The 17,526-nt window shown below is 69.4% G+C and carries 11 protein-coding genes; 4 read left to right on the forward strand and 7 right to left on the reverse strand.

What is annotated here, in order from left to right; translation table 11 throughout:
- Window positions 1–19: 19 nt before the first annotated feature.
- Complete coding sequence (locus tag ACIPVB_RS10560) at window positions 20–1,489, forward strand: MFS transporter (RefSeq protein ID WP_400368755.1); 1,470 nt, start codon at window positions 20–22, stop codon at window positions 1,487–1,489.
- Between the two features lie 44 nt (window positions 1,490–1,533).
- Here the strand turns inward: ACIPVB_RS10560 and ACIPVB_RS10565 are convergent, their stop codons facing one another.
- The 3 genes from ACIPVB_RS10565 to ACIPVB_RS10575 form a co-directional block, all read right to left on the reverse strand.
- Window positions 1,534–3,423, reverse strand: coding sequence for a helicase HerA-like domain-containing protein (locus tag ACIPVB_RS10565; RefSeq protein WP_400368757.1), 1,890 nt, complete (start codon window positions 3,421–3,423; stop codon window positions 1,534–1,536).
- 10 nt (window positions 3,424–3,433) lie between these two features.
- A complete protein-coding gene (locus ACIPVB_RS10570; protein ID WP_400368759.1) occupies window positions 3,434–4,132 on the reverse strand; it encodes a phosphatase PAP2 family protein in 699 nt (232 codons plus the stop codon).
- 116 nt (window positions 4,133–4,248) lie between these two features.
- A complete protein-coding gene (locus ACIPVB_RS10575; RefSeq protein ID WP_400368760.1) occupies window positions 4,249–5,655 on the reverse strand; it encodes a multidrug effflux MFS transporter in 1,407 nt (468 codons plus the stop codon).
- Between the two features lie 231 nt (window positions 5,656–5,886).
- On the opposite strand from ACIPVB_RS10575, the gene ACIPVB_RS10580 reads away from it, so the two are divergent.
- Together ACIPVB_RS10580 and ACIPVB_RS10585 are read left to right on the forward strand one after the other, a co-directional pair.
- Window positions 5,887–6,594 carry a DUF3105 domain-containing protein gene (locus ACIPVB_RS10580; RefSeq protein WP_400368762.1) on the forward strand — a complete coding sequence of 236 codons (708 nt, stop codon included), beginning with the start codon at window positions 5,887–5,889 and terminating at the stop codon, window positions 6,592–6,594.
- A gap of 1 nt (window position 6,595) precedes the next feature.
- Window positions 6,596–7,267 carry a DUF305 domain-containing protein gene (locus ACIPVB_RS10585; RefSeq protein ID WP_400368764.1) on the forward strand — a complete coding sequence of 224 codons (672 nt, stop codon included), beginning with the start codon at window positions 6,596–6,598 and terminating at the stop codon, window positions 7,265–7,267.
- Window positions 7,268–7,627: 360 nt separating this feature from the next.
- On the opposite strand, the gene ACIPVB_RS10590 is transcribed toward ACIPVB_RS10585, so the two are convergent.
- From ACIPVB_RS10590 to ACIPVB_RS10600, 3 genes are all read right to left on the reverse strand, one after another.
- Window positions 7,628–8,605: a carbohydrate ABC transporter permease gene (locus ACIPVB_RS10590; RefSeq protein WP_400368765.1), complete on the reverse strand. Its 978-nt coding sequence runs from the start codon at window positions 8,603–8,605 to the stop codon at window positions 7,628–7,630.
- Window positions 8,602–9,957 (reverse strand): carbohydrate ABC transporter permease, encoded by a 1,356-nt coding sequence (locus tag ACIPVB_RS10595; protein WP_400368766.1) that lies wholly within the window; start codon window positions 9,955–9,957, stop codon window positions 8,602–8,604. Before ACIPVB_RS10595 ends, ACIPVB_RS10590 begins: the two co-directional genes overlap by 4 nt.
- A gap of 125 nt (window positions 9,958–10,082) precedes the next feature.
- Window positions 10,083–11,414, reverse strand: coding sequence for an ABC transporter substrate-binding protein (locus ACIPVB_RS10600; protein ID WP_400368767.1), 1,332 nt, complete (start codon window positions 11,412–11,414; stop codon window positions 10,083–10,085).
- 238 nt (window positions 11,415–11,652) lie between these two features.
- Here ACIPVB_RS10600 and ACIPVB_RS10605 point away from each other — a divergent pair, with 238 nt between their 5' ends.
- Complete coding sequence (locus tag ACIPVB_RS10605; RefSeq protein WP_400368769.1) at window positions 11,653–12,666, forward strand: LacI family DNA-binding transcriptional regulator; 1,014 nt, start codon at window positions 11,653–11,655, stop codon at window positions 12,664–12,666.
- A gap of 61 nt (window positions 12,667–12,727) precedes the next feature.
- On the opposite strand, the gene ACIPVB_RS10610 is transcribed toward ACIPVB_RS10605, so the two are convergent.
- The gene (locus tag ACIPVB_RS10610; protein WP_400368770.1) at window positions 12,728–17,449 is read right to left on the reverse strand and encodes an ExeM/NucH family extracellular endonuclease; all 4,722 of its coding nucleotides are present in this window, start codon (window positions 17,447–17,449) and stop codon (window positions 12,728–12,730) included.
- Window positions 17,450–17,526: the final 77 nt, after the last annotated feature.

Raw genomic sequence — 17,526 nt, forward strand, 5'->3', positions numbered from 1 at the left:
TCGGAGTAACGCTAGAGGAATGAACGAGAAATCCTCCTCGGCATCCGCATCCCCCCGGCTCGCGGTCGACGACATCGTGGTCGTCGACACCAAGCGCGTCCGCACCGCCATCGGCGGCACGGTCGTCGGCAACTTCATGGAGTGGTTCGACTTCGGCATCTACGGGTACCTCGCCGTCACCCTCACCGTCGTCTTCGCCTCCGACGTGCCCGCCCCCTGGGGTCTGCTGGTCACGCTCCTCGGCTTCGCGATCTCCTTCCTCGTGCGCCCGTTCGGCGGTTTCGTGCTGGGCCCGCTCGGCGACCGCATCGGTCGGCAGAAGGTGCTGTTCCTCACCATGGCGATGATGGCCGCGGCCACCGCGCTCATCGGCATCCTGCCCACCTCCGCCCAGATCGGGCTGTGGGCGATCATCCCGCTGTACCTGTTGAAGATGGTGCAGGGGTTCTCCACGGGCGGTGAGTACGCCGGCGCCACCACCTACGTCTCGGAGTTCTCGCCCGACAAGCGCCGCGGGTTCTGGTCGTCCTGGCTCGACGTCGGTTCGTACGTCGGCTTCGCCGCCGGCGCTTCGGCCGTGGCGATCACGACCGCCGTGACCACCTCGATCTCGGGCGAGAACGCCATGATCGAGTACGGCTGGCGCATCCCGTTCCTGCTCGCGGTGCCGCTGGGCATCGTGGCGATCTACTTCCGCCTGCGCATTCCCGAGACCCCGGCGTTCGAGCAGAACGGGAGCACCGAGATCGACGCCGACGACCCCATGGCCCGCCAGGGGCTGGTGGGCATCGTCCGTCACCACTGGAAGGCCCTGCTGATCGGTATCGCCCTGGTCGCGGCGACCAACACCGCCGGGTACGCGCTGACCAGCTACATGCCGACCTACCTTGAGAAGGAGGTCGGCGTATCCAACATCGCCGCCGCGGTGGCCACCGTCCCCGTCCTCGTGGTGATGTCCGCGGCCCTTCCCCTGATCGGCCGCCTGAGCGATCGCATCGGCCGCAAGCCCGTCTACGCGATCGCCGCGGGATCGGCGCTGGTCCTTCTCGTCCCGGCGTTCCTCATCATGCAGATCGGCGAGCTGTGGGCGGTCATGATCGCCCTGTTCATGGCGGCGGTGCCCGTGGCGTTCTATGTGGCGATCTCGGCATCCGCCCTGCCTGCGCTCTTCCCCACGGCGTCGCGGTTCGGCGCGATGGCGGTGGCGTACAACGTCGCCGTGTCCCTGTTCGGCGGCACCACTCCGCTGTTCAGTCAGGCGCTGATCGACTTCACGGGGAACACGCTGATGCCGGCCTTCTACATCATGTTCTTCGCCGCGCTGGGGCTCGTCGCCCTGCTGTCGATGCGCGAGACCGCCCGCCGCCCCCTGCTCGGATCGATGCCCGCCGTCGAGACGCCGGCCGAGGCCGAGGCGCTCGTCGAACGGCAGGACGAGGACCCGCTCATCGACACCTCGACCATGCCGCTCGAGATCCGCCGCGGCTGAGGAAAAGGGGGATGGATGCCGGTGCCTCCGGCATCCATCCCCGGTCACCGCCTCCGGCCGGTGCCGAAGATCCCGCGGATGACCCCCGTCACGATCGACGTCGTCGCACCGCGCCCGAGCAGCCCGTCCAATCCCGACGCGGGCGCACTCGCGCGGGTGCGCGGCGTCGCGGTCGATCTCAGGATGCGCTCGTACTCGCGCTCGGCCTTCTTCTGTGCCGCGGCGTGGGCCCTGTCGATCGCGGCCTTCTGCTTGGCGAACTCGGCCTCGTCGGCGGCGGCCTTCTTCGCCCGCTCCTCGGCCTCACGCGCTTCGGTCGCCGCCCGCATGCGGGCCCCCAGGATCTCGCGAGCGGACTCGCGGTCGATCGGCGTCCCGTACACGGCGAAGAGGGGGGATGCCGAGACCGCCGCCGCCATCGCCTCCGGCGCGATCGGCGACATGGAGGCGCGCGGGGCGAACATCCGGGTCCAGGCCACCGGTGTGGGCGCTCCCCGCTCGCTCATGACGGTGACCACGGCCTCGCCCGTACCCAGCTCCTGCAGCACCCGCTCGAGGTCGTACCCGGACGCGGGGTAGGTGCGCACCGAGGCGCGCAGCGCTTTCGCGTCGTCGGGGGTGAAGGCGCGGAGCGCGTGCTGCACGCGCGAGCCGAGCTGGGCGAGCACGTCGCCGGGGACGTCCTTGGGCGTCTGCGTGACGAAGAACACCCCCACGCCCTTCGAACGGATGAGACGCACGGTCTGCGTGATCGCCTCGAGGAACGCCTTCGACGCGTCGCGGAAGAGCAGGTGCGCCTCGTCGAAGAAGAACACCAGCTTGGGCTTATCGAGGTCGCCGACCTCCGGCAGCACCTCGTACAGCTCCGCGAGCAGGTACATCAGGAAGGTCGAGTACAGCTCGGGGCGGGCGGCGACGTTCGGCACCTCGAGCAGGCTCACGATGCCCGCGCCCGTGGCATCCGTTCGCAGGAAGACCGAGACGTCGAGTTCGGGCTCGCCGAAGAACGTGTCGGCACCCGCGGCCGAGAACGCCACGAGCTCGCGCAGGATGACGCCCGCCGTCGCCGCCGAGAGCCCCCCGATACCCTTCAGCTCGGCCTTTCCCTCATCGCCGGTGAGGAAGGTCAGCACCGCCCGGAGGTCCGAGAGGTCGACCAGCGCCAGTCCCTTCTGGTCCGCGTAGTGGAAGACGAGGCCGAGGCTGGACTCCTGCGTCGCGTTCAGCCCCAGAACGCGGCTGAGCAGCAGCGGGCCGAAGCCCGAGACCGTCGCGCGCACCGGGACGCCCGAGTCCACGTCGTCGCCGAGGGCGTAGAACGCGGTGGGGAACGGGCGCGGCGACCAGTCCTGGCCCAGCGCCGCAGTGCGAGCGGTGAGCTTCTCGCTCGCAACCCCCGCACCCGCGAGTCCCGACAGGTCGCCCTTGATGTCGGCGGCGAACACGGGCACGCCGTTCTCGGACAGCTGCTCGGCCAGCAGCTGCAGCGTGCGCGTCTTGCCGGTGCCGGTCGCTCCGGCGACGAGGCCGTGACGGTTGGTCATCGCCAGGGGGATGCGGATGGGAACGGATGCCACGGGCCCGCCGTTGACGAGCACGCCGAGGTCCAGCGCGGCTCCGTCGGAGGCGTAGCCGGCCGCGACCGCGGCGACCTGCGCCGGGGTGAGCGGGCCCCCATCCGCGGGCAGGTCCTCGGCGCCGGGCGGGACCGCGCCGTCCCCCGCGCCCGTCGGCGCCGCGTCCGAAGGCGCCGCTGCAGCCCCTCCCCCGGCGGCTGCGCGCGCCCGCTCCGCGGCGGCCTCGGCGGCGGCCAGGTCGGCGCGGGCCCGCGCGAGACGCAGTTCCGCTTCGGCGGCCTCCGCCTCGGCTCTGAGCCGTGCGACCTCGGCGTCGGCCTCGGAGGGAACGGCGGGCACGTCACCGGGCGCGGTCATGGGCGTCAGCCTACGACGGCGACGCCTCCGCGGCATCCGTCATCCGCGCGCGTCGGATCGTCAGCCGGTCCTCGTCGCGCGCGCGCAAGCGAGAGAACACCGCCGCCAGCACGAGGGCCGCCCCCGCGCCCACGAGAGCGCCGCCGACCGTGTCGGAGAGCCAGTGCGCGTGCAGGTACGTCCGACTGAAGGCCATGAGGATCACCCAGGCCGCGCCCACCACCCGCACCCACGCGCGCGGGAACAGAACGCCCGCCACCACGGCGATCGTCGCCGCGTTCGCGGTGTGCCCCGAGGGGAACGACCCGAAGTCGCTGAGGACGAGGATGTCCTCCGGCCGCGCGCGCCCGAAGGTCTGCTTCAGCACCTGCACGAGCAGAGCGCTGCCCACCGACGCAGAGAGGAAGTACAGCGCCGACCACCGCCGCCGCGACACGAACAGCGCGACAGCGCCGAGCACCGGAACGATCAGCACCGCCGTCAGGTGGCCGCCGACCTGATCCATCACCAGCGCGAAGACGTACAGCGGCTCCGAGGGGGCGGCGGCGAACAGCTGGTTCCACCACACGTCGATGGCGAAAGGACTGGGGCCGCGCGCGTAGACCCAGGCACCCAGGGCCGAGGCCAGGGCGATCAGGACGATTCCGACGGTGGCGCGGAAGCGCTGAGGACGTGTGTCGAGCACGTCCTCGACCGCGGTGGCATCCATCGCCTCATGATGCCGCTTGCGCCCGTCCGACGGAACCGCCCGCATCGCATCACGTCCGCCGCGCCCGCTCTGCTACTGTTCGCGACCGCGAGGGCTTGGGCGACGGATGCCGGAGGTCAGGGAGCCAGACGCTCCACCGTCCGGGGGCGCACGAGCACCCACAGCGACACCACGCCGATCGCCGCGCAGCCGACCATCACCGATGCCATGGTCGTCGCCGTGATCCCCGACCCGGTCGCCAGCAGTCCCACCAGGGGCGAGATGACGCCCGCGACGCCGAAGTTGGCGGCACCGATGATGGACTGCGCCGTGCCGGCCGCCTTGCCATGCCGATCCAGCGCGAGCACCTGCGCGCACGGGAAGGTGAAGCCGCACGCGGTCATGAAGAAGAACAGCGGTACGACCGTCCCCCACAGCCCCAGACCGAGCTGGTCGGTGACCACGATCGTCCCGCCCGCGAGGACCAGCACCGCGGTCGAGACCGCGAGCACCCACTGCGGTCCGAACCGCGCGGCCAGACGCGAGGCGACCTGCACGCCGACGACGACCCCGATGGAGTTCGCGGCGAACAGCACGCCGTACTGCTGGGCATTGAAGCCGTAGGTGACCTGGAACAGGAAAGAGGAGGCCGACAGGTACGAGAACAACCCGCTGAAGGTCATCGCTCCGATGACGAGCACGCCGATGAAGACGCGGTCGCGGAAGACGCTGCCGTACCGCTGCCACACCGTGGTCGCTCCCGGACCGCCGCGACGTGCGGGCGGCAGGGTTTCGGGGATGAACGCGATCGCCGCGACGAGCATGACGGCGCCGTACACCGCCAGGACGACGAAGATACCGCGCCAGTCCATCACCAGCAGGAGCGCCGATCCGGCAAGGGGAGCCAGGACGGGGGCGACGCCCGAGACCATCGCCATCCGCGAGAGCATGACCACCAGACGACGCCCGCCGAACAGGTCGCGGATGATCGCCGCGGCCACCACGCCACCGGCAGCGGCTCCCGCACCCATGAGCACGCGCGCGATCGAGAGGGTGCCCAGCGTGGGGGCGAGAGCGGCGAAGACGCTCGCGACGACGTGCAGCGCCGTGACCGCCAGCAGCGGGATGCGCCGGCCGACCTTGTCGCTGAGGGGCCCGACGATGAGCTGGCCCAGGGCGAAGCCGATCATGGTGCCGGTCAACGTCAGCTGGATCGCCGCCGCCGTCGTCTGGAAGTCGGCCTCGAGCACCGGGAACGCCGGCAGGTAGAGGTCGATCGTGAACGGGCCGAGGGCCGTCAGGGCGCCGAGCACGATGATGTACAGCACGCGGCGCGAGGCGGGGATGGCATCGCCCGGGTGCAGCACGATGGGCGCCGTCGCGGGGTTGGCGCCGAGCGAGCGGATCGCCCCGGTCGCGGGGTTCGCCTCGGCGGAGCGCACCGACCCGGTCGGGGTCTTCTCGTGGGCGCGATCGGAGGGGGCGGAGCGGTCGTCGGCGCGGGGCGACGAGGGGATCACGGGGTGGGAGGCAGTATCGAGCACGCGTCTGGTTTCGTTTCGCAACACGGACAGCCCGACGATGCGGGCTGAAGAAAGTGGGGGGACCATCGAACCTCGAATCGATTCGACATCGTCATACTACCGTGACACCCCCGCGCGCCACCATCCCCGCTCGCGGGTTCCTCCCAGGCCACCGGCTCATTCACCCGCATAGGCTGGGATCGTCGGCGGATGCCGATGTGTCCCGCCCCGAAGAGAGACTGAACACAGCGCATGACCTCCCCCTCCGATAAGCGAGCGAGCGGCAACCCCGCCAAGCAGGCCCAGATCGAGCTGACCCAGAAGCAGCAGCGCGAGCAGAAGCGTCAAGAGAAGCTGGCGCAGTACCAGAAAGAGATGGCCCGCCGTAAGCGCGGAAAGGCCGTCTGGTGGGTCGTCGGCTCCGTCGCGACTCTCGCCGTGGTCGGCCTCGTCGTGGCATCCTTCGTCTTCGCCCCCGCTCCCCCCACCAGCTACGAGGCGGGCAACAGCACCGGCCGCGAGATCACCGAAGTCCAGACGTTCCAGAACCGCTCCGACCACGTGCAGGGCCCGGTCGAGTACGAGCAGAACCCTCCCGCGGGCGGCCCCCACAACCCGATCTGGCTCAACTGCGGCGTGTACACCGAGCCGCAGCAGAACGAGAACGCCGTGCACTCCCTCGAGCACGGGGCGATCTGGATCACTTACGACCCGGAGCGGGTCGACGAGGCGGGCATCGACGCGCTCAAGGAATTCATGCCGTCCAGCTACGCCATCCTCTCGCCCTACCCGGGAATGGACACCCCCGTCGCGGTCAGCGCGTGGGACCACCAGCTCAAGCTCGACGACCCCACCGACCCCCGGATCGGCGAGTTCTTCACCGAGTTCTGGCGCAGCCAGAACGCCCCCGAGCCGAATGCCGCCTGCTCCGGAGCGATCGACGGCCCGGGCAAGGCCTGAGGTGAGCGACGACACACCGGTCGCGCGCCCCGCGGTCCGCTGGATCGTCGTCGCGCTCCTCACCGTCGCCGTCGTGGCCGTCGCCTTCGCGATCGGACGCTTCACCGCGTTCGGCGCGACGGCCGCGCCGGCGCACCCCTCCGACACTTCCGCCGACGCCGGTTTCGCGCGCGACATGCAGGTGCACCACACGCAGGCCGTGCTCATGGCGATGGAGATCTACCGCAAGACTGACGACGACGAGCTGCGTACCCTCTCGTACGACATCGCCACGGCGCAGGCCGGGCAGCGCGGCGAGATGTACGGGTGGCTGGTCGAGTGGGGCCTGCCGCAGGGGTCGAGCCAGCCGCTGATGACGTGGATGGAAGCCTCCGGCGCCCACAGCCACGGCGATACCGCGACGCAGACGGAGCGACAGCTGCTCGATGAGATGGGTATGGCCACCGACGCGCAGCTTGACGAATTGCGCGCCCTGCAGGGACGCCCGGCCGACTGCCTGTTCCTCGATCTCATGATCCGCCACCACGAGGGCGCGATCCCGATGGCCCAGGCCGTCATCGAACTCGGCGACGACGTCCGGGTGAAAGAGGTCGCCGCGTCGATCGTGACGGGCCAGTCGTCCGAGCTGGACGCCATGCGCGACATCCGGTCCCGCCTCGCGTGCCCCGCCTGACCCGCCGGCCCTCTCTCCCGGCATCCTCCCCCTCCCCCTCTCGATAAACGCTCGTCCTTCCGAGACACGCCACGCCTCCGCGTGTCTCGGAAGGATCGGCGTTTATCGCGGAGAAGGCTGCGACCCGCCCCGCCGGTCCCGCCCCGCCCCCCGGCCCGGTCCCGCCCCGCCCCGCCGGTCCCGACCCGCCCCGCCGGTCCCGCCTGCACCCCGATAAACGCCGTTTCTCTCCAGACACGCGGCACCACCGCGTGTCTCGGAAGGAACGGCGTTTATGGCGGATGGGGCGCAACGCTCCACACACACGGAAGGGGCGCGACACCCCGGTGGATGCCGCGCCCCTCGAGCGTCCGGACGGATTCAGCCCTTCGTGGCCCCGGCCAGCAGGCCGCGGACGAAGAACCGCTGCAGCAGGAAGAACACGATCAGCGGAACCAGGATCGAGATGAACGTTCCCGCCGACTGCAGGAACCACTGGTCGCCCCAGGTCCCCGACAGCGAGTTCAGCGATTGCGTCAACGGCAGCGATGAGGACGGCGCGAAGATCGTCGCCACGAGCAGGTCGTTCCATACCCAGATGAACTCCAGCACCGCGAACGACGCGAGCGCGGGCGCCGCCAGCGGCAGGATCAGGCGGAAGAAGATCTGCCCGTGACCGGCTCCGTCGACGCGTGCCGCCTCGATGACCTCGGCGGGGATCTCGGCGATGAAGTTGTGCAGCAGGAAGATCGCCAGCGGCATCGCGAAGATCACGTGCGCGATCCACACGGTCGCGAAGCTGTGCTCCACGCCGCGTAGGTCGAAGCCCGGGAAGATCGTGACGTCGTTGATCGTCAGTCCCCGCGAGAACAGGCTCAGCAGGGGCACGAGTGCCATCTGCAGCGGCACGATCTGCAGCGCGAAGATGAAGATGAAGAAGAAGTTGCGGCCCTTGAAGTCGATCCAGGCGAAGGCGTACGCGATGAGCGAGGCGACCGCGAGGGCGAACAGCACCACGGGGATGGTGATCGCCAGCGAGTTCAGGAACGACTGCGCGAGCGTCAGGGCGGTGCCGCCCGACGTCAGCGCGAGACGGTAGTTCTCGAGGGTGAACGACGGGTCGGTGAACACCGTCCACCAACCGGTGGACTGCGTGTCCGAGCCGGGTCGGAACGATGTGATGAACAGACCGAACGTCGGGATCGTCCAGAAGAACGCGATGACGATCGCGGCGATGGTCGCGCCCTTCGAGGTCAAGCGCTTGCGCGCCATCGCCTCGTGCCTGCGGGTGTCGCGAGCGACCTGACGGGCGGAGCGGCTGTCGGTGGTGGGTTCGAGCACCACGGTCGAGGTGGTCATCGTACTTCCCTCTGCTTCCGGATCTGGCGCACGTTGAAGATGATCAGCGGCAGCACGAAGAGGAACAGCACCACGGCCAGAGCGGCGGAGTGGCCGTAGCTCTGGAACCGCTGCTGCTGGTTGACCATCTCGAAGGCGAGGACGGTCGAGTCGTTGCGGCCGCCGGTCATGACGGCGACGATGTCGTAGATCTTCAGTGCGCCGATCGCGATCGTGGTGAGCACCACGATGAGCGACGAACGGATGCCGGGGACGGTCACGTTGATGAACCGCTCCCACGCGCTCGCGCCGTCGAGCTCGGCGGCTTCGTTCTGCTCCGGCGGTACGGCCTTGATGGCGGCCGACAGGATGACCATCGCCAGGCCCGTCTGGCTCCAAATGAAGACGACGACGAGCAGCAGGGTGTTCACCAGCGGCGCGGCCGACAGCCACGAGATCGGCTGACCTCCGAACGCGGTGACGATGGCGTTCAGGATGCCGAGCTGGTCGCCCTGACGGAAGTCGTAGACGAACTTCCAGATGATGCCGGCGCCGACGAACGAGATGGCGAACGGCATGAAGATGAGCACCTTGAGGTACTTCTCGCCGGCTGCGCGGTCGATGAAGACCGCGTAGGCCAGTCCGATCGCCGTGGCGATGGTGGGGGCCAGCAGCACCCAGATCAGGGTGTTGATGACCGACCAGAAGCCCTCGGGATTGGTGAAGGTCCAGATGTAGTTCTCGAAACCGACGAAGTTCTCACCGGTCTTGTCGAAGAACGACTGGAAGAACGTCGTGATAGCGGGGTAGACCAGCCCGATCAGCAGCAGGATCGCCGCCGGGGCGGCGAACAGCACGAGCTGGAACAGGTACCCGGCGCCCTGGCGTGAGCGGTAGTCCGCGTAGAAGAGGATCGCGCCGAGCAGGACGGCGATGCCCAAAACGTAGATGACCGCGTTCTGGTAGGGCCGCAGGAGCATGAACGCCAGGACGGGGATCGCGAAGCACGCGGCGAGGCGGAGCCAGAAGTAGCCCTTGCCCGAGCGGGGCGCGTACTCGATGAGCAGCAGCAGCAGACCGACGACGGCGCCGAAGACGACCAGGACGAGCGGGATCTGCACGACCGGGCTCAGGCCGCCCAGCCAGATGAAGAAGCTGTTGAGCGAGAAGCCGAGGGTGGTCGGCCTGGTCTCGGCGGGGGCGCGCGTGATCATGAAGAGGAAGAGCGCCACCACGAGGATGAGGCCCACGACGACCACCAGCATCGTGGTGCGCCGTGTGGCCGCAGTTCCGCGCCGCGCACGGTCCTCCCGGCCACGGGACGGCGGCGGCGACGCCGTCGGCGTCGTCTCCGCGTTCTTGATATCGGTCATGACGTCCCTCCCGAACACGCCTTCGTGCTCATCGATGAGTGCCCGCGTGGTGCGTGGGGCGGAATAGAAGTATGGACCTGATGGGCCGCCCGCGTCGCGGGCGGCCCATCAGTCGTGCGACCGGGTCAGTTGTCGTAACCGGCCTGGATGTCGCTGAGCACCTGGTCGGTCGGCGTGCCGTCGATCCAGCTGACCATGCCCTTCCAGAACGAACCTGCACCGACGGTGGCCGGCATGAGGTCGGACGCGTCGAAACGGAGCGTGGTGTTCGGGTCCTGCAGCGTCTTCATCGCCTCGGTGAGGAACTCGCTGGAGGCCAGCGACGGGTCGGCGCCCTTGTTGGCCGAGATGACGCCACCGAGCTTGACACGCGCGTCGGCGAACTCGGGCGTGGACATGAACTCCACGACCTTCTGCACGTTCTCGTCCTCGGAGAAGGCGGCGACGAACTCGCCACCACCCTCGACGGCCAGTTCACCCTCGGTGACACCCGGGGTCAGGAACGCGTAGACGTCGCCGTCGGGCGCGATCGTGGGGGTCTCACCCGCGGCGTTGGTCACCGTGAGGAAGTTGGCGGACAGGAACGACGCCTGGTGCGTCATGGGGCAGCTGCCGTCGGCGACCTTGGCGGCCACATCGGCGAACGCGGTGGAGTTGATGCTGCGCACGTCGCCGAAGCCCGCGTTGACGTAGTCCGGGTTCAGCAGGATCTCGCCCACGGCGTCGAAGGCCTGCTTGATCTCGGGGTCGGTGAACTTGACCTCGTTGGCGACCCACTGGTCGTAGGTGTCGGGGCCCGACAGTCGCAGCACCATGTCCTCGACCCAGTCGGTTCCGGGCCAGCCCGAGGCGGCGTCGGAGGCGAAGCCCGCGCACCACGGTGCGGCGCCCGTCTTCTGCTGGATCGTCGCGGTCAGCGTCATGAGCTCGTCGAGGGTCTTGGGGACCTCGACACCCCACTCCGCGAACTTGGACGGCGAGTACCAGACGTAGCCCTTGAGGTTGGCGAGCATCGGGGCGGCGTAGAACGTGCCCTCCTCGGTGCCGTAGGACTTCCAGTCCTCGCCCCAGTACTCGTCGACGTTCGCCGAGACGGCGTCGGACGCGGCCTGCACCTCTCCGGTGCCGATCAGCGTCTTGAGCAGACCGGGCTGCGGGACGATGGCGATGTCGGGGGCGTCTCCGCCGGACACCTTCGTGACGATGTTGCCCTCGAAGCTCTTGTCACCCGTGTACACGACCTCGATGCCGGTGTCCTGGGTGAACTGCTCGAAGCTCTGGTTCAGCGCGTCGGCCTCGGTTCCGGTGATACCGCCGGAAATGCGGACCGTCGTCGTGCCGCCGCCCGAGCCGCTCGCTCCGCCGCTGTCGCCTTCGGCGCAGCCCGCGAGGGCGATCGCACCGACCGCCAGCAGTCCGACGGGCGCCAGCAGGCGAGTCCGCTGTGACATACCCATGTGGTCTCTCCTCTTTGAGTTCTATGGTGCATCGGATCCGTTCGGGAACCGATTCCAGGTAACCGTAGAGGCATTTGAGAGCGCACGCAACCGGTGTCAAGTCACGGAGCGATAACGGGCGGAAAAACGAGGGAATCCCACAGATCATCAGGCCGGGACCGGTTCCAGAACTGTGCATTGTCGGATACTCTTTTGCGACGTCGACACGGACGTCGACGCTGGATGAGGAAGATCACGCATGAGCGGAATCGCCGATGTGGCACGCCTGGCCGGCGTGTCCAAGTCGACGGCGAGCCGCGCTCTCACGGGCGGCGGCTACGTCTCGGACGGCACGCGACGACGTGTCGCCGATGCCGCCGCATCCCTGGGCTACGTGCCCTCCACCAGTGCCGTGAGCCTGGCGACAGGACGCACCCGCACGATCGCGCTGATCGTCCCCAAGGTCAACCGCTGGTACTTCGGCTCGATCGTCGAAGGCGTCGAACGCACCCTCATCCCCCTCGGCTACGACGTCACCCTGTACGTCGCCGAGCCCGGGTCGAACGACCGCGAGAGCCTCTACTCGACCTACCTGGCCCGTAAGCGCTTCGACGGCATCATCGCCGTCGCCCTCGAACCCGACGACGCCGATCTGGAGCGTCTGGCCAACATCGGCAAACCCGTGGTCAGCATCGGCAACGCCCTGACCGGCGTGCCCACGCTCGGGCTCGACAACATCGCCATCACGCGCATCATCACCCAGCACCTCATCGCCCTGGGGCACACCGACATCGCCTTCGTGGGCAGCACGCCGCGCACGGATGCTCCCGCGAAGGACGTCGACGAACGATCGATCGGGTATCGCAACGCGATGAACGAGCACGGGCTGGCCGTGCGCATCCGCAGTGTCCCCTCCACGCTGACGATCACCGACGCCTACGCCGCGGCCGCGTCGTTCCTGGCCGACGCGGCGTCGCGACCCACCGGCGTGGTCGCAGCGTGCGACGAGGTCGCGATCGGCGTGATCATCGCCGCGCGTCGCATGGGGATCTCGGTTCCCACCGAGCTCAGCGTGGTCGGCATCGACGGCCACGACTACGCCGAGATGTTCTCGCTCACCACGATCGAGCAGTTCCCCGAGGCCCAGGGCGTCGAGGCGACGCGCATCCTCGTGTCGATGATCGAGGGCAGCGGCGAGCCGTCGCGGCGTACCGAGGCCGAAACACGTCTGGTCGTCCGCACCTCGACCGCTCCCCCGCGCTCGTCGTCCTGAACCGCGCCGAAAAGGACACGACCCCGGATGCCATGGCATCCGGGGTCGTGTCATCGCGCGATCAGTCGACCTGGCGGGTGGCCCGTCGGCGAGCGACGAGACCGAGTCCTAGCAGGGCGAGGGCGGCGAGCACGCCCGCGCCCATCCACGCCGCGTCGGTGCCGGTGACGGCGAGCGCTCCGGAGCCCTGGGCGCTTCCACCCTGGCCGGTTCCCGCCTGGCCGGTTCCACCCTGGCCGGCGCCACCCTGGCCCGCTCCTGCGCCGGGCGTACCCGCGCCGTCGCCGGCGACCGCCACCTGGACGGGCACGGTCACGGTGGTTCCCGTGGGCTGAGCCGTCAGACGCAGCTGCACCGTCCCGACGGCGTCCGCGGGGACGCCTACGGTCAGGGTCGCCGATCCGTCGACGACGGGGACGCTGACGGCCGCCGCGGCGGCGAGCGCCGAGACGTTCGCGTCGGGAGCGGCCAGGTCGGCGACGCGGGTCGCGGCCACCGCCGCGCCGAACGACGCGTCGAGGGTGGTGTTCGCCGGTGCGCCGAGCGACGTGAGGTCGAGGTTCGACACCGTGACCGTCACGTCCGTGCCCGCCACGACGGGCTGCGCGACGCTCGACACCTGCACGCCCCGCGCCGTGAAGTCGGGGCTCAGCCCCGGCTCGGTGTTGGCGTCGAGGTAGGCGATCCACGCGTCCCGGTCGATGAGGCCGGAGTCACGCGTGTCGGTGCCCTGCGCGAAGACCGAGAAGCTGTCTCCGCCGCCGAGCAGGAAGTTGAACGAGCCGACGCGATACCCCTTGGCCGGGTCGACGGCGACACCGTCGATCCAGATGCCGGTGATGCGCTCTCCGGCCGCGCGCGACGCGTCGTACGTGAAGCGCACGTTCTCCGACACGCCGAGCGCGAGGTTCGCGGCATCCTTGCGCTGGGCGAAGTCGCCCCACTGCTGCTCGAGCACCTGACGAAGCTGATCCCCGGTGAGCGTCGTGGTCCACAGGTTGTTCAGGAACGGCAGCACCGCGTTCGCCTCGGCGAGCGTGATGACACCGTCGGCGCCGTAGAGCAGCTCCTCGCGCAGCCCGCCCGGGTTGACGAACGAGATCTCGGCGCCGCCGCGATCGGGATCGGCGAGAGCGTCGAGCAGCGCGTCGGCGACGAGGCCGCCGAGTGCGGACTGCTTGGTGCGGTCACCGCGGGTTCCGCCGGTGTAGACACCGTCGACGTAGGCGCCGCCGCTGAAGGCCGTCGTGATGTCGGCCGTCACCGCACCCACCGGCTGCTGACCGACGACGTCGGCCTGCTCACGGGCTTCCGCGACGATCTCCGAGACGTCTTTCACCCGCGGGTAGGTGTCGATGAGCTGGGTATCGAGCTGAGCGGCCGTCTGGTCGCCCGTCGGCGCGAGACGCGCCACGTTGCGAGCGGTGTAGTCCACGACGTCGCCGTCACGGTCGACGTCGAGCACGATCTGCCCCACGTTCTCGCCGTAGCTGCCGGTCTGCACGATCGGGCGGGTGCCCTCTCCTCCGGGGATCGGTGCATCCCACGCGTAGAGCTGATGCGTGTGGCCGGTGAAGATGGCATCCACCGCGGGCGACGTCTCGTTGACGATCTTCGCGAAGGGTCCTCCCGCTGCGATCGCCTGCTCGATGGTCGTGGTCTGCTGACCGGTGCCCGAGCCCTCGTGGTACTGCGCGACGATGACGTCGACCTGGCCGTCGATCTCGGCGACCACGCGGTTGACCTCGGCGACGGGCTCGCGGAACTCGATGCCCTCGATGCCGGAGGGTGTCACCAGCGTCGGGGTCGCGTCCGTGACGGCGCCGATGACGCCCACCCGCACGCCGTCCACCTCGAAGATCGCGTACTCCGGCAGCAGGGGCTCGCCGTCCCGGAAGACGTTCGCGGCGAGGTACGGGAAGTCGGCGAGCTCCGGGACGCGGTCGGTGAGATCGACCGCGCCCTGGTCGAACTCGTGGTTGCCGGCGGCCGAGGCGGCCAGCTCGAGCGCATTGAGCACGTCGATGGTCGGCTCGTCCTTGAAGTACGACGAGGCGAACACCGAGGCACCGATGTTGTCTCCATTGGAGAGGAAGAGCGAGTTGGCGTCGCCGTACTCGGCGCGCAGCTGCTCGACCGTGCCGGCGAACTTCACCGTGTTGGCGTCGATGCGACCGTGGAAGTCGTTGATGCCGACCAGGTTGACCGGCGTGACGGTGTCTCCCAGGTCGAGACCGACGATGACCGGGTCGTGGTCGCTCGAGCGGTAGGGCGTGGCCTCGTAGAAATTCGTCGCGTTGTAGTTGTAGCGGCTGTACTCCAGGGCGAGCGCCTCGACGGCGTTGATGTTCCAGATGTCGGTGCCGGTGACGAGCTCACGCGCCGAGGCGGAGGCGAGCACGTGATCGAGGGAGCCCGACTGACCGCTGAACGAGTACGAGTACTTGCCGGTCTCGGCCTCGAGCGTCTCGAAACCGTAGTCGCGCAGCTTCTCGATGGGGTCTTCCTGCGCGTACGCGTTGAAGTCGCCGAGCAGGAACACGTCCTCGGTGCCGACGGCCGCGGCGCGGTCCCTCGCGAACGTACCGAGGGCATCGGCCTGACGCACCCGGTCGCCGTTGAACGCACCCTGGATGCCGTTGGCGTTGTCGCCCGTGGCCTTGGGGGTGCTGTCGCCCTTGGACTTGAAGTGGTTCACGATCGCGAGGATCTTGGCATCCGGAGAATCGACCGGGGCGAAGGCCTGGGCGAGCGGCTGACGGGCGTTGCGGAACGCCGCGTCATCGAGGATCACGCTGTCACCGACGGGGGCGACCACGGCCTTCTTGTAGATGAACGCGGTGCGGATGACGTCCTCGCTGGCCGGGAGCACCGCCGGAGAGGGCACGAACGCCCACTGCTCGGAGCCGAGGGCGGCGTTCAGCGCGCCGACCAAGGTCGACAGCGCCTCGTCGCGGTCCTTTCCGAACCTCGCGGAGTTCTCGATCTCTTCGAGCGACACGACGTCGGCACCGAGACCGTTGACCGCGGCGACGATCTTGTCCTGCTGACGCTGCAGGTTGGCCGCATCGGCGGCGCCGCGCGGGCCCGGGGCGGGGCAGCTGTCGGCGGTGACGGGGTTTCCCGCACGATCCTTGTACGTCGACGTGCAGCCGACGCTCTCGGCGGTGGTGGTGAAGTAGTTCAGCACGTTGAAGCTCGAGATCTTCACGGATCCGCCCACGGGCTCGGGGGCCGCGGTGCGGGTGTTCTCGAAGGTCGCGGGCTGAACGCCCGCAGCGTTGTCGACGGTGAGCTGCTGGGTCGGCTGGAACTTCCACGCGTTGTTGCGGTAGTCCAGGACGACCGGCCGCGTGAAGGTGACCGGCGCACCGACGCGGACGGGGGCGGTCACCGACAGGTAGGGCAGCGGGATGCCCTGGTTCGCCTTGCTGAGGAAGTTGATCGACGCGCCGTCGTCGAGCACCACCGCGCGCGCGGTGTTGTCGGCGACCGCGGCGACGTACTGCGGCGAGTCGGGGCGCGCCACGTCGGTGGGCGTGCGCAGCGGCGTGGTGCCGGCGGCGAGACCGACCTCGGCGTACTGGTTGGTGGAGTAGCTGTTGGTGACGGTGAAGTCGCCCTGCGGCGCGAGGAGCATGCCCTCGAAGCGCTCGCGCTCGACGTCCGTCTTGGGCCACGACACCTGCGCGGGGGTCACGGCCGTCGCCTGCTCGGTCAGAATGCCGACACCGGCGGCATCCGCGGTGATCTGCGTCTGACCGGCGAACTCGCCGGCGGTGCCGGTCACTTCGACGTGCTGGCCGATCGCGACCTTCGCGGTCGCGGCGGAGCCGTACACGAAGACGGCGTCGGAGGCGAGGTGCGTCGCCGCGTCGAGCGCGCCGCCGGTGCCGGGGGTCTGAATGAAGAAGCCGTTGTACCCGCCCGTCGGGTAGGCCGCCGTCACGACGCCGCGCGTCGTGACGGTCTGACCCGCGAGGGGTGTCGTGGCGCCGGTGCCCTGGATGTCGCGAATCGGCGTGACGACGCCCGGGGTGGGAGCGGTCGTGGGCGAGGGGCTGGCGCTCTGCGTCGGCGACGGCGAGGCGCTGGGGCTCTGGGTCGGCGCGGGGGTGGATCCGCCGGAGCCCTGGGGGGTCACCGTGGTGGTGTTGGTGAAGTCGGCGGCGTTGTCGTTCGTGTCGGCGAACCCGGTCCGCACGAGCGCGTTCGGGTCGAAGTTCCCGCCGGTCACGCTGGCGGCCTTGGTCTCGAAGCTGGCGGCGGTGCCGTAGCCCAGGAAGTCGACGACACGACCGTCGGTGACGTTGCCGGCCGGCAGGGCGACGGGCTCGGCGACATTGGCGAGCAGGAGCTGCCCGTTGGTGCCGGACGGGTTCAGTCCGGCGCTGGTGACGTCGGCGGTCGGCAGCGTCGCACCGTTGCCCCCGTTGCTCGGCAGGGCGATCAGGTAGTAGTCACCGGGTGCGATCGATCCGGCGAGCTTCTGCGTGTTGCCCGCGGACGGCGCATCGAGTGTTCCGGCCGCACGGTACTGCAGCGACCATCCGCTCAGGTCCTGGGCGGTGTCGCCGGCGTTGTAGAGCTCGACGAACTTGTTCGTGAAGAACGCGTTCGCGCTTCCTCCCTTGAGGTAGGCCTCGTTGATCACCACCTGGGGGCCGGTCGCGGCCATGGCCGGGAGGGGGACGAGGGCGGAACCGAGCAGGGCGGCGCCGAGGGCGGCACTGAGCACGGTCGTGAGGCGGCGCGCGGGCACGCCGGACGTGGCGATGAGCATGAGTCTCCAGGTGCCGACGCACGAGAAATCGACGTCGGGTGGGGGGATCGACGGGGGTTCCCACCGAGAGTAAACGA

This window comes from Microbacterium sp. NPDC090007, from assembly GCF_044748345.1.
GTDB lineage: Bacteria > Actinomycetota > Actinomycetes > Actinomycetales > Microbacteriaceae > Microbacterium.